This window comes from Stenotrophomonas sp. SI-NJAU-1 (genome assembly GCF_020883215.1).
Classification (GTDB): Bacteria; Pseudomonadota; Gammaproteobacteria; order Xanthomonadales; family Xanthomonadaceae; genus Stenotrophomonas; species Stenotrophomonas indicatrix.
On the sequence record NZ_CP086598.1, the window covers coordinates 523,586 to 536,051 of the forward strand.

Genomic DNA, 12,466 nt, shown 5'->3' on the forward strand with positions numbered 1-12,466 from the left:
TCGCCGGGCATGGCCCGGCGCTACCGCCCTGGCAGGTGCCAACCTTGGTTGGCACGTTTTCAGATCACACCCTGCCGAACACCAGCGCCGCGTTGGTGCCACCGAAGCCGAAGCTGTTGGACATCACCGTATCCAGCTTCTGCTCGCGGCTTTCGCGCAGGATCGGGAAGCCTTCCACCCTCGGGTCCAGCTCGCCGATGTTGGCCGAGCCGGCCACGAAGCCATCGCGCATCATCAGCAGGCAGTAAATCGCTTCATGCACGCTGGCAGCGCCCAGCGAATGGCCCGACAGCGCCTTGGTCGAGGACAGCGGCGGAATCGCATCGCCGAACACCTCGCGGATCGCACCCAGCTCGGTCACATCGCCCAGCGGGGTCGAGGTGCCGTGGGTGTTGAGGTAATCCAGCGGACGGTCAACGTTCTGCAGCGCCATCTTCATGCAGCGCACGGCGCCTTCGCCGGACGGCGCGACCATGTCGGCGCCATCGGAGGTCACGCCATAGCCGATCAGCTCGGCATGGATGTGCGCGCCACGTGCCACCGCGTGGTCGTAGTCCTCCAGCACCAGCATGCCGCCACCGCCGGCGATGACGAAGCCATCGCGGTCCTTGTCATACGGGCGCGAGGCGCTGGCGGGGGTGTCGTTGAAGCTGGTGGACAGTGCGCCCATCGCATCGAACATCACGCTCATCGACCAGTGCAGGTCTTCACCGCCGCCGGCGAACATGATGTCCTGCGCGCCGTGGCGGATGAGGTCGGCAGCCGCACCGATGCAGTGCGCCGAGGTCGCGCAGGCGGCCGACAGCGAGTAGCTGACACCCTTGATCTGGAATGCGGTAGCCAGGCAGGCCGACACGGTCGAGCACATCGTGCGCGGCACCATGTACGGGCCCACCTTGCGCACGCCACGGCTGCGCAGCAGATCCACCGCACCGACCTGCCATTCGCTGGAGCCACCGCCAGAACCGGCGATCAGGCCGGTGCGCAGGCCACTGACCTGCTCCGGGGTCAGCCCCGCATCGGTGATGGCATCGGCCATCGCCAGGTAGGCGAAGGCAGCGGCATCGCTCATGAAGCGCTTCTGCTTGCGGTCGATCAGCGCATCCAGATCGAGGTCGACGCGACCACCCACCTGGCTGCGCAGGCCGGCTTCGGCGTGGTCGGCCAGCGCGGTGATGCCGGCGCGGCTTTCACGCAGGGCAGCCGAAACGGTATCCAGATCATTGCCGAGGCAGGACGTGATGCCCATGCCGGTGATGACGACGCGACGCATCAGAAGCTCCCGGTTTCGGTGAACAGGCCCACGCGCAGGTCGCGGGCGTTGTAGATCTCGCGGTCGTCCACGTACATGCGCGCGTCGGACTGGGCCATCACCAGCTTGCGGTTGATGACGCGGCTGATGTCGATCTCGTAGCGCACCAGTTTGGCGTCGGGCAGCACCTGGCCGGTGAACTTCACTTCGCCGCAGCCCAGGGCGCGGCCCTTGCCGGGGGCACCCAGCCAGGTCAGGAAGAAGCCGGTCAGCTGCCACATGGCATCCAGGCCCAGGCAGCCGGGCATCACCGGGTCGCCGATGAAGTGGCAGCCGAAGAACCACAGGTCCGGGCGGATATCCAGTTCGGCGCGTACCATGCCCTTGCCATGCGGTCCGCCGTCCTCGCGGATTTCGGTGATGCGGTCGAACATCAGCATCGGGTCGTTGGGCAACCGGCCGGCGGCAGCGCCGAACAGTTCACCGCGTGCGCTGGCCAGCAGCTGGTCGCGGTTGAACGCGTGGAGACGAGTCATGGAAAGCGCAATCCTGGAAGCGAAAACAAGGCAACGAGTTCCCGAGGATGCACGACGGATCAGGCGGATATCAAACCGCGTCTCCGTACGCGTGCGTAGTGTTTTCAGCTGAAACCACGCATCCCGTTGATGCAGAACGACCATACTTCGGCGTCTGGACCGGTACGGTGCGGGTATCATGTGGGCCAACCATGAACGCACTGCGCAAGATCATCCACGTCGACATGGACGCCTTCTACGCGTCGGTGGAGCAGCGTGACGATCCGTCACTGCGCGGCAAGCCGGTGGTGGTGGCATGGCGCGGCGCGCGTTCAGTGGTGTGTGCCGCTTCGTACGAGGCGCGCGTGTTCGGCGTGCGTTCGGCAATGCCGGCACTGCGCGCCGAGCGCCTGTGCCCGGACGCGGTCTTCGTGCCGCCGGACTTCGCGCGTTACAAGGCGGTGTCGCGCCACGTGCGCGAGATCTTCCTGCGCCATACCGACCTGGTCGAGCCGTTGTCCTTGGACGAGGCCTACCTGGACGTGACCGAGCCGAAGAGTGGCATCGAACTGGCCACCGACATCGCCCGCACCATCCGCGCGCAGATCCGCGAGGAAACCAACCTGACCGCTTCAGCCGGGATCGCGCCGAACAAGTTCCTGGCCAAGATCGCCTCGGACTGGCGCAAGCCCGACGGCCAGTTCGTGATTCCGCCGCAGCGGGTGGACGCATTCCTGCTGCCGCTGCCGGTGAACCGCGTGCCCGGCGTGGGCAAGGTGATGGAAGGCAAGCTGGCGGCGCGCGGCATCGTCACCTGCGGCGACCTGCGGCAATGGACGCTGCCGGACCTGGAAGACGCCTTCGGCAGCTTCGGCCGCAGCCTGTACAACCGCGCACGTGGTGTCGACGAGCGGCCGGTCGAACCGGACCAGCAGGTGCAGTCGATTTCTTCGGAGGACACCTTCGCCGAGGACCTGCTGCTGGAAGACCTGGGCGAGGCGATCGTGCAGCTGGCCGGGAAGACCTGGCAGGCCACGCGCAAGACCGAACGCATCGGCCACACGGTGGTACTGAAACTGAAGACCGCGCAGTTCCGCATCCTCACCCGCAGCTTCACCCCCGAACGCCCGCCCGAGTCGATGGAAGAACTGCGCGACATCGCACTGGCCCTGCGCGCCCGCGTCGACCTGCCCGTCGACACCCGCTATCGGCTGGTCGGCGTCGGCCTTGGCGGTTTCCGCGAAAAGGAAGCCGTGGTGCAGGGCGAATTGTTCGAGCACGCAACGAACGATTCCCCACGGACCTGATGCATGTGTCGACCAAGGTCGACACCTACCAAAAGCCGCGTGCCGACCAGCGGCCAGCACCCACCAACCGCAGCGGGAACCTGTCGAAGGCGGGGTGGGTCCGGTTGCGGGGGCGTGAGCGCCATGGATGGCGCGACCGAGCCTACATGGACGTATTCACGGCGTCCCCCGCAACCGGACCCACCCCGCTAACCCTCAGAAAACCAGCTTCTGCTGTTGCTTCGGCTGTTGCAGTTGCCTCTGCGGGTGCAGGGCGCAGCCCTGCAAAGAACCCCTGCCTTATGGCCACTGCATCTCGCCCTTGGCCACCTTCGCACTCAACTCCAGCTCAGCGTCGGCCTTGGCGGTTTCCGCGAAAAGGAAGCCGTGGTGCAGGGCGAATTGTTCGAGCACGCAACGAACGATTCCCCACGGACCTGATACATGTGTCGACCAAGGTCGACACCTACCAACTGCCGCGTGCCGACCAACGGTCAGCACCCACCAACAGCAGCGGGAACCTGTCGAAGGCGGGGTGGGTCCGGTTGCGGGGGCGTGAGCGCCATGGATGGCGCGACCGAGCCTACATGGACGTATTCACGGCGTCCCCCGCAACCGGACCCGCCCCGCTAACCCTCAGAAAACCAGCTTCTGCTGTTGCTTCGGCTGTTGCAGTTGCCTCTGCGGGTGCAGGGCGCAGCCCTGCAAAAGAACCCCTGCCTTATGGCCACTGCATCTCGCCCTTGGCCACCTTCGCACTCAATTCCAGCTCAGCGTCGGCCTTGGCGGTTTCCGCGAAAAGGAAGCCGTGGTGCAGGGCGAATTGTTCGAGCACGCAACGAACGATTCCCCACGGACCTGATACATGTGTCGACCAAGGTCGACACCTACCAACAGCCGCGTGCCGACCAGCGGCCAGCACCCACCAACCGCAGCGGGAACCTGTCGAAGGCGGGGTGGGTCCGGTTGCGGGGGCGTGAGCGCCATGGATGGCGCGACCGAGCCTACATGGACGTATTCACGGCGTCCCCCGCAACCGGACCCACCCCGCTAACCCTCAGAAAACCAGCTTCTGCTGTTGCTTCGGCTGTTGCAGTTGCCTCTGCGGGTGCAGGGCGCAGCCCTGCAAAAGAACCCCCCTACCTTACGGCCACTGCATCTCGCCCTTGGCCACCTTCGCACTCAACTCCAGCGACGCCACACCCGCCAGCTGCGGATAGCGCGCCTGCATCGCCTTCACCAACGCAGCGCTGTCCTTGGCCTTGGCGGTTTCAACATCGAAGGCACGGATGTAATCCGCGGTGAAGCGCAGCGCACTGGCATCCAGTGCCGCACCCTCCGCGTAATGACCGGGCACCACCACCTTCGGCTTCAGCGCCTGCAGCTGCTGCAGCGTGCGCAGCCAATCGGCATGCGACTGCGGCGTCTGCGTATCGGCCATCCACACGTGCTCGCCGGCCACCACCGGAATGCCACCGACGATCGCGCGCAGCGACGGCACCCACAGCACGCTGCGGTCCGGCGTCGGTCCATCCAGGCCGATCAACGGCAGGCGCTGGCCTTCCAACTGCAGTGCATCGCCTTCCAGCACGGCGGGCACCACGATGCGTGCGGGAGCGTTGGCGCCCATCTTCGGCCCCCAGTACGCCAGCTTGCCGGCCTGGGATTCACGGATGTGCGCCACGGTCTGCGCGGTGGCAACGATGCGCGCCTGCGGGAACGCATCCTGCACGGTGGCCAGGCCGAAGTAATAGTCCGGATCGCCATGGCTGATGTAGATGGTGGTCAGCCGCTTGCCGCTGGCACGGATCTGCTCGACCAGCCGGCGTGCATCGCCGGCAGCAAATTGCGCGTTGACGAGGATCGCGTCGTTGCGCCCTTCGATCAGCACCGAGGACACCGAGAACATTGCCTGCGGGCCGGGATGGAAGGTCTGCAGGCGCAGCTGGGATTTGGCAGCGCTGGCGGGTGCAGGCGCGGCCGGTGCGGCCAGCAGTGGGGCGCTGGTGAAGCTGGCAGCCAGCGCGAGAGGAAGCAGCAGGGCAGCAGTACGCATGGGAGGTGTCCTTGGAGTGTCGAGCCGAGCGTTGGCTATGCCGGGCTTCCTTGCCCGGCCCCCTACGGGCCGTCGCAAGCAACGTTGGCAACGGCTCCTGCCGTTGCCTTCGGCTTTACAGGGGGGTAGCGCCGGGCCATGCCCGGCGGGCGGTCAGGCCGGCGAGTGCGCGATCAGTACGCCGCCGTGATGATCTGCCTGGGGTGCTTGTGCGCTTCCAGTTCGGCGACGAACGCGGCGCCGTAGTCGGCGTAGCTGATGCGGCTGTGGCCGCTGGCATCGGCGAGGAAGGCCTTGGGCTGCACGCGGTACTGCCCACGCTCTTCACCTGGGCCGATTTCGGCGGCCGGCGAGAAGAAGGTCCAGTCCAGGTCATCCACCGCCTGCAGGCGGTTGAACGCTTCACGGTGGGCCAGCGCGTAGGGCTTGTAGGCCTCCGGGAAAGTGGGTGTGTCGACCAGCTGCACGCCGGGGGCGACTTCCAGGCTGCCGGCGCCGCCGACCACGACCAGGCGCGGCACGTTGGCCTTGCGGGCGGCGTTGGCCAGTTGTGCGGCAACCTCGCCGACGCGACCGATGTCGTCGCCCGGGCGCGGGCCGTAGGCGCTGGCCAGCACATCGTGGCCGGCGATGGCGGCGACCAGGGCGTCCTGGTCATCCAGCGAGGCGATGACCGGATGGGCGCCGGCCAGCTCGGCCGGCAGGTCCTGCGCGTTGCGCACGATGACGGTCAGTTGATGGCCGTTGGCCAGCGCGTGGCGGGCGATCTGGCGGCCAATGTTGCCGGTGGCACCGACGAGGGCGATCTTCATGGCAGGACTCCGTGGGGGTGGTGGCTGGGAATGGGGCCACTGTAGGCCGCTGCAGTCGCTCGAAAAACAGCGTATAACGCGCTTGTTTGTTGCATGGATCGAGCAGATGGACCGATTGACCGCCATGACCGTATTCGTCGAAGTGGCCGAGCGCGGCAGCCTGACCGCCGCCGCCGAGGTGCTGGACATGTCGCGGGCGATGGTCAGCCGCTACCTGGCCGAGGTGGAGGGCTGGCTGGGTGCGCGGCTGCTGCACCGGACCACGCGGCGGGTGAGCCTGACCGGGGCCGGTGAAGCCGCGCTGGCGCGTTTCCGGCAGATGCTGGCGATCGGCGAGGAACTGCAGGGCGAGCTGGCCAGCGACGATCCCGAGCCGCACGGCACGCTGCGCATCACCGCCAGCGTGTCGTTCGGGCAGAGCCATCTGGCGCGTGCGGTGGCCGCCTTCGTGCAACGCCATCCGGCCGCACGCATCGAACTGCTGCTGGTCGACCGCATGGTCAACCTGGTGGAGGAGCGCGTCGACCTGGCCGTGCGCATCGCGCGGCAGATCGATCCCAGCCTGATCGCACGTCGCTTGGCGATCTGCCGTTCGGTGCTGTGCGCGACGCCTGCCTACCTGCAGGCGCGTGGCACGCCGACCGCACCCGAACACCTCGCCGTGCACAACTGCCTGACCCATCACTACGTCGGCAAAAGCCTGTGGCAGCTGCATCGCGAAGGGCGCTCGTTGTCGGTGGCGGTGGGCGGCAACATCAGTGCCAATGAAGCATCGCTGCTGCTGGAGGCGGTGCGCGCCAATGCCGGCATCGCCATGTTGCCGACCTACCAGGTTGCACCGTTGCTGCGCAGCGGCGAACTGATCGAACTGCTGCCCGAGTACAGCCTGGACGAGCTGGGCATTCATGCCGTGTACGCCTCGCGCCGGCAACAGCCCGTTATCATGCGGCGATTCCTGGATTTCCTTGCCGAGTGCTTCGCCAGCCCGGCCTTCCAGGATCTGGACTGGCGGCCTTCGGGCAAGGAGAACACATGAACCATGGACAGGCGTTGATCGACCACAACCGTGCTGCCTGGGACCGCCAGGCCAGCGAGGTGCGTGAGTGGTCGCGACCGGTGGATGCCGAAACGATTGCCGCCGCACGCGAGGGACGCTGGCAGGTACATCTGACGCCGCGTGCGTTGCCGCTGGATTGGCTGGGCGATGTGCGTGGCAGGCGCATCCTGTGCCTGGCCTCGGCCGGTGGCCAACAGGCACCCGTGCTTGCCGCGGCAGGCGCCGAGGTGACCGTGTTCGATCTTTCCGACGGGCAGCTGGCGCAGGACCGCGCCGTGGCCGACCGCGACGGTCTGTCGCTGCGCACCGTTCAGGGTGACATGCGTGATCTGCAGGCCTTTGCCAGTGTCAGCTTCGACGTGGTGTTCCATCCCATATCGAACCTGTACGTGCCCGACGTGCGTCCGGTGTGGGCCGAGTGCCGCCGGGTGCTGGCACGCGATGGCCTGCTGATGGCCAGCTTCTACAATCCGGTGGTGTTCGTTGCTGCGCGTGATGCACAGCTGAGCGAGCAGGGCCTGATCCGCCCGCAGTACGCGATTCCCTATTCCGACCTGGAAGACCTGGAGCCCGCCGCGCGCGAGGCCAAGCTGGCCCGTGGCGAAGCGCTGACATTCGGCCACAGCCTGGGGGATCTGATCGCCGGGCAGCTGGATGCCGGGTTCGTCATCGACCGCTTCATGGAAGACTGGCAGCCGCAGCCGCGCTTCCTGATCGACCGTTACCTGCCGACCTTCCTGGCCACCCGCGCACGCCGGATCGGCTGAAGACGCGGGCGTACAATGGACGCCCCACGTTGCACGAGTGAGCCGTCCCTTGTCGTATCCCTATCCGCTGGTCGTGTTCGACCTTGATGGCACGCTGGTCGACAGCGCCGCCGATATCGCCGAAGCACTGAACCGCACGCTGGAAGACATCGGCCTGGCGCGCGTACCCGAAGCCACCGTGCTGGGCTGGATCGGCGACGGCGTACGCCGGCTGGTCGAACAGGCCGTGCAGGCCGCCGGGCGTCAGATCGATCTGGCAGCGGTGATGCCGACCTTCATGGTCCATTACCGCCAATGCCTGCTGCGCAGCCCGCAGCTGTTCGCAGGTGTGGTGGACGCGCTGGCGCAGTTGCGCGCGTTGAACGTGCCGCTGGCCATCTGCACCAACAAGCCGGCCGCGCTGGTGCCGCCGTTGCTGCAGCACCTGGGCATCGCCGATGCCTTTGCGCTGGTGCTGGGTGGTGATTCGCTGCCGCAGCGCAAGCCCAGTGGTGAGCCGTTGCGGCATATCGCCGCGCACTTCGAACTGCCCGTCGATGCGTGCCTGATGGTCGGCGATTCGCTCACCGACTATCGTGCTGCCGAGGACGCCGGCATGCCGATCGCGCTGGTGCGCTACGGCTATCCGCGAGGACTGGACCTGGACAACGCGCAGGCCGTCGCGGTAATCGACGACCTGCGTGAACTGCCGGGATTGGCTGCGGTATCGGCGATCTGACCTGCCGGTAGCGCCGGGCCATGCCCGGCGGCCCTTCGATCTGGCGCCCCGGCGCCGGGCATGGCCCGGCGCTACCACTTACCTGGGCTGGTAACGCACGCTCAGCTGATACTCGCGGCCTGGCTGGTTGAACCACGCCACGGTTTCGTACTCGCGGTCGAACACATTGGCCACCCGCGCCAGCACCGACCATGCCGGGGTCAGCGCGTATTCGGCGCGCAGATCCAGCGTGCCGTAGCCGCCGACCTTCACCGCGTTGGCGGCATCGTCGTAGCGCTTGCCCGCGCCCTGCACGGTCAGGCCGGTGCGGAAATCACCGAAACGGCGGTCGATGTCCAGGCGCGCGGTCTGCTGCGCACGGCGTGCCAGCCAGTTGTCGAACTGCGCGCTGCCGTTGGTGCGGTTGCGCGGGTCGGTGAAACTCAGCTGCGCGTTGATGTCGAAGCCGGCCACGGTGGCGCCGCCGGTCAGTTCCGCACCGCGGATTCGTGCCTTTTCGACCTGCTGCATGCGGAAGGTGGCCGCGTCGTAGGTGATCAGGTCATCGATGCGGGTTTCGTACACGTCCAGGCCCCAGCGCCAGCCTTGGCCCTGCTGCGAGATGCCGAAGTTGGCACTCCTGGACTTTTCCGGGTCCAGCGTCGACACGCCGCTCCACGGGTCGTACAGGTCGCTGAAGGTCGGTGCCTTGAACGCGGTGCCGTAGCTGGCGTTGACGCGCAGGCCGTGGCCCAGCTCCATCGCCCAGCCGAAGCTGCCGGTGGCATGGTTGCCGAACTGCTGGTTGTCATCATTGCGTGCGCTGACCTGCAGCTGGTGACGGCCGAAGCGCGCCTGGTACTGCAGGAATACGCCGGTGTTGCGACGGCTGTCGACCAGGTAACCGGCGCTGCTGCCATCCAGGTTGTCCTCGCTCCAGTCCACGCCGGCGCTGAGCAGCTGGCCTTCGGCAACACCGATGTCGGCCTGCAGCGAAGCGCTGTCGCGGTGCGTCTGTGCGCTGCCGCGTGCACCGAAATCACCGAAGTTGTCGGACTCGTTGTCGCTGCGGCCGACGTTGGCGGTCAGCGTCAACTGCTCGGACGGGGTGTAGCGCACCTTGCCGGCCAGTACCTGCTGGCGGGTCTCGGAGTAGTTGTAGTAGCCGTCGTAGTGGTTCTTGCCGTCGGCACGCAGGGCGCTGCCTTCCACGGTCCACTGATCGCCCAGGTTGTAACCACCGCGCAGGCTCTTGGACAGGTTGCGGTAGCCATCGCGGTCGGGTTCATCGGCGAAGCAGCCGGTAAACAGCGTGGCCGAACCGCGGCAGGCATCGATGCCATCCGAATGCTGGTAGGCGATGTCGGCACCGAACCAGCCGCGTTCGGTGCCGCCACCGATGCCACCGCTGGCTTCACGCAGGCCATTGCTGCCGCCTCCCAGCCGGAAGTGCGGAGCGAAATCACCCTGGTTGCGTCGGGTGAAGATCTGGATCACGCCGCCGATGGCGTCGGCACCGTACAGGCTGGACTGCGGGCCGCGCACGATTTCCACGCGCTCGATCTGTGCCAGCGGCAGATCCTGGTACATCGCCAGGCCGAGGTCGGCGCTGTTGATGCGCACGCCATCGACCAGCACCACGGTGTGCGAGGAATTGGTGCCACGCAGGAACAGCGAGCTCTGCTTGCCCAGACCACCGGCATTGGTCAGGTTGATGCCGGCGCGGCCCTGCAGCAGTTCCTGCAGGGAGGTGGCCTGGCTGGATTCGATCTGCGCGCGGTCGATCACCTGCGCAGGCGCAATGCTGTCCTGCAGGGCGATCGGAGTACGGGTAGCGGTGACCAGCACCTGGTCGAGGTCGGCGGCGCCATCATCGGCCAGGGCCAATGCAGGAAGCGCGGCCAGCACGGCCAGGGACAGCATTCGGGACTGCAGTTTCATTGGGGGACTCCAGGTGCCGCGCACGCCCGCGCAGCGAAGGGGAGGAGTCACAACAGGCAGGCACGCGCCGATGCCGCAGCCATCGCCGCAGACAACCAGCGCCATGCCCACCGCATCGCGACCTGAGGCTTCCGGGCCGGTCTCCGGGCTCGCCGCCGGGTGGCCCAAGGCCACCGTCCAGGCGCCTTCCCATGCCTGCGGCACAGTGGCGGGTTGCCTGGAACTGACGTGCTTACCGTTGCGGGGGCAGCGCCGGCATGGCGTGTTGTCACGCGTCACCGGCTTCCCGTTTCAACCTGCCGGCAGGGCCGCAGGTCACCTGGAAGTGCGCGCAGTCTACGGCATCGCGGCCGGCCCGTAGCAGTGAACCTGCACGACTGGAGAGGCGCGGATGCAACCGCACGGTGCAGCAGACCTGCGCCAGCGCCTAGAATGCAGCTCGAATTATCGTGGTGCCGTTGCCGATGTCCGTCTGTTTTCCGCTGTTCCCGCGCCGCCCTGACTGGGCACGCGCATGATCCTCGACCTGGTCCGCCATGCAGGTAATGGCCGCGATGAGTTCCTCGATGGCCGCAGCGATCCGCCGCAGCTGGCCCGCCTGCCGCAGGAGCTGGTCGATGCCTATGCCGGGCAGTCGTGGGAACGGGTGATCAGTTCGCCGCGCCTGCGCTCGCTGCATACGGCGATGGCGCTGGCCACACCGCGCGCGCTGGACGTGGAGGCCGACGAGGAGTGGGAAGAGCTGGATTTCGGCGACTGGGATGGCCAATCGTTGTTCGACCTGCCGGAAGAGGCGTTGGCCGCGTTCCACGCTGATCCGCACGCGTTTCCGCCGCCGCATGGCGAAAGCTGGGGCCACTTCGAACGGCGCATCGCACGCGCGCTGGATCGCCTGCTGGATGACGACGACCCGCCGCCGACGGTCGTGGTCAGCCACGGCGGCCCGCTGCGCATGGTGCTGTCGCAGGTGTGTGGCCTGCCGATGTCGCTGTGCTGGGCGCTGCGCATCGACCACGGCACGCGCCTGCGCGTGTGGGTCGAGCGCGGTGAAGCGGGGCTGGTGGGCGAGCTGCTGGAGCTGCAGCAACCCTGATCGGACGGTAGTGCCGGCCGCTGGCCGGCAACTGCACGATCTTCGCAACGTTCCTGAGCTTGCCGGCCAGCGGCCGGCACTACCAAACAGTCAATCCTCGTCGGCGCTTTCAGCCGTGCTTTCTTCGCCATCATCCTCGGCGTCGAAGCGCTGCTCATGCACCGGGCCCGATGCCGGACCTGCCGCCTTCAGCGGATGCACGGCAATCCGCGCTTCGTAGTCCTGCACCAGTGCCGTACGCTGCGGCTCGCTCAATTCCTGCCAGTGGCAGTCCAGCAGCGCACCTTCCAGCGAATACAGCAGGTTGAGGCTGGGCTTGAAGCCGGCACGCTTGACCTTGACGAAGGCACCGACGGCACCGATGGCAACCAGGTCCTCACGGCTGCGCAGGCCCACCTGGCGCAGCCATGCCGCACTCTTCGGGCCGATGTTGCGCAGCTTGACCGCGCTCACGCCAACGCCCCGACGAACACCTCGGCGATGGCTTCCAGGCCGGCCTGGTCCTCGGCATCGAAGCGGCCGACGATGGGGCTGTCGATATCGAACACGCCGATCAGCTCCTCACCGCGGAGCAACGGCACCACCAGTTCCGAGCGCGATGCGGCGTCGCAGGCGATATGGCCGGGGAAGGCGTCCACGTCTTCGATCCGCTGGGTAACGCGCTGGCTGGCGGCCGCACCGCACACGCCCTTGTCCAGCGGAATGCGTACGCAGGCCGGCAGGCCCTGGAACGGACCGACCACCAGTTCCTTGCCGTCGTACAGGTAGAAGCCCACCCAGTTCAGGTCGGGCAGGGCGTGGTAGACCAGTGCAGCGAGGTTGGCCGCATTGGCGATGCGGTCGGACTCGCCGTAGACCAGGCCACGGGCCTGTTCCAGCAGCTGGGCGTATTGTTCCGGCTTGCTGCCGGTGAGCGAGGCGTTGGCGAACATGGCCGCAGTCTAGCAAGCGTGCCGGGCCAGCGATAATGGGGGCTCTGTTGCCCTGCTG

Annotated in this window: 12 protein-coding genes and 1 riboswitch; of the genes, 5 read left to right on the forward strand and 7 right to left on the reverse strand. The window is 67.1% G+C overall.

Going from position 1 to position 12,466, the window contains the following annotated elements:
• Positions 1 to 64: 64 nt before the first annotated feature.
• Both fabB and fabA read right to left on the reverse strand, forming a co-directional pair.
• Positions 65 to 1,273: a beta-ketoacyl-ACP synthase I gene (gene fabB, locus LMF57_RS02370; protein WP_025878419.1), complete on the reverse strand. Its 1,209-nt coding sequence runs from the start codon at positions 1,271 to 1,273 to the stop codon at positions 65 to 67.
• Entirely contained in the window at positions 1,273 to 1,788 is a 516-nt protein-coding gene (gene fabA / locus LMF57_RS02375; RefSeq protein WP_025878420.1) for a 3-hydroxyacyl-[acyl-carrier-protein] dehydratase FabA, read from the reverse strand. Before fabA ends, fabB begins: the two co-directional genes overlap by 1 nt.
• Before the next feature lie 191 nt (positions 1,789 to 1,979).
• On the opposite strand from fabA, the gene dinB reads away from it, so the two are divergent.
• Positions 1,980 to 3,074 (forward strand): DNA polymerase IV, encoded by a 1,095-nt coding sequence (gene dinB / locus LMF57_RS02380; RefSeq protein ID WP_229290685.1) that lies wholly within the window; start codon positions 1,980 to 1,982, stop codon positions 3,072 to 3,074.
• A 1,123-nt stretch (positions 3,075 to 4,197) separates the two neighbouring features.
• Here the strand turns inward: dinB and LMF57_RS02385 are convergent.
• A complete protein-coding gene (locus tag LMF57_RS02385; RefSeq protein WP_229290687.1) occupies positions 4,198 to 5,109 on the reverse strand; it encodes an MBL fold metallo-hydrolase in 912 nt (303 codons plus the stop codon).
• Between the two features lie 173 nt (positions 5,110 to 5,282).
• On the reverse strand, positions 5,283 to 5,921 hold the full coding sequence (locus LMF57_RS02390) for an NAD(P)H-binding protein (RefSeq protein ID WP_229290688.1): 639 nt from the start codon (positions 5,919 to 5,921) through the stop codon (positions 5,283 to 5,285).
• Positions 5,922 to 6,027: 106 nt separating this feature from the next.
• Between LMF57_RS02390 and LMF57_RS02395 the strand changes: the two genes are divergently transcribed.
• From LMF57_RS02395 to gph, 3 genes are read left to right on the forward strand one after another with little or no spacing between them, the layout of a single operon-like run.
• Positions 6,028 to 6,957, forward strand: a complete 930-nt coding sequence (locus LMF57_RS02395) for a LysR family transcriptional regulator (protein WP_025878424.1) — start codon at positions 6,028 to 6,030, stop codon at positions 6,955 to 6,957.
• Positions 6,954 to 7,745: a class I SAM-dependent methyltransferase gene (locus LMF57_RS02400; RefSeq protein ID WP_229290689.1), complete on the forward strand. Its 792-nt coding sequence runs from the start codon at positions 6,954 to 6,956 to the stop codon at positions 7,743 to 7,745. Before LMF57_RS02395 ends, LMF57_RS02400 begins: the two co-directional genes overlap by 4 nt.
• A gap of 49 nt (positions 7,746 to 7,794) precedes the next feature.
• The gene (gph, locus tag LMF57_RS02405; protein WP_093821394.1) at positions 7,795 to 8,463 is read left to right on the forward strand and encodes a phosphoglycolate phosphatase; all 669 of its coding nucleotides are present in this window, start codon (positions 7,795 to 7,797) and stop codon (positions 8,461 to 8,463) included.
• 78 nt (positions 8,464 to 8,541) lie between these two features.
• Here the strand turns inward: gph and btuB are convergent, their stop codons facing one another.
• Positions 8,542 to 10,383: a TonB-dependent vitamin B12 receptor gene (gene btuB / locus LMF57_RS02410; RefSeq protein ID WP_229290690.1), complete on the reverse strand. Its 1,842-nt coding sequence runs from the start codon at positions 10,381 to 10,383 to the stop codon at positions 8,542 to 8,544.
• A gap of 116 nt (positions 10,384 to 10,499) precedes the next feature.
• A riboswitch (cobalamin riboswitch) is annotated at positions 10,500 to 10,721 on the reverse strand.
• A gap of 176 nt (positions 10,722 to 10,897) precedes the next feature.
• On the opposite strand from btuB, the gene LMF57_RS02415 reads away from it, so the two are divergent.
• Complete coding sequence (locus tag LMF57_RS02415; RefSeq protein WP_117309440.1) at positions 10,898 to 11,476, forward strand: histidine phosphatase family protein; 579 nt, start codon at positions 10,898 to 10,900, stop codon at positions 11,474 to 11,476.
• 90 nt (positions 11,477 to 11,566) lie between these two features.
• Here LMF57_RS02415 and LMF57_RS02420 read toward each other — a convergent pair whose 3' ends face one another.
• Positions 11,567 to 11,929, reverse strand: a complete 363-nt coding sequence (locus tag LMF57_RS02420; RefSeq protein WP_025878429.1) for a TfoX/Sxy family protein — start codon at positions 11,927 to 11,929, stop codon at positions 11,567 to 11,569.
• Positions 11,926 to 12,408 (reverse strand): GAF domain-containing protein, encoded by a 483-nt coding sequence (locus LMF57_RS02425; RefSeq protein ID WP_117309442.1) that lies wholly within the window; start codon positions 12,406 to 12,408, stop codon positions 11,926 to 11,928. Before LMF57_RS02425 ends, LMF57_RS02420 begins: the two co-directional genes overlap by 4 nt.
• Positions 12,409 to 12,466 lie beyond the last annotated feature (58 nt).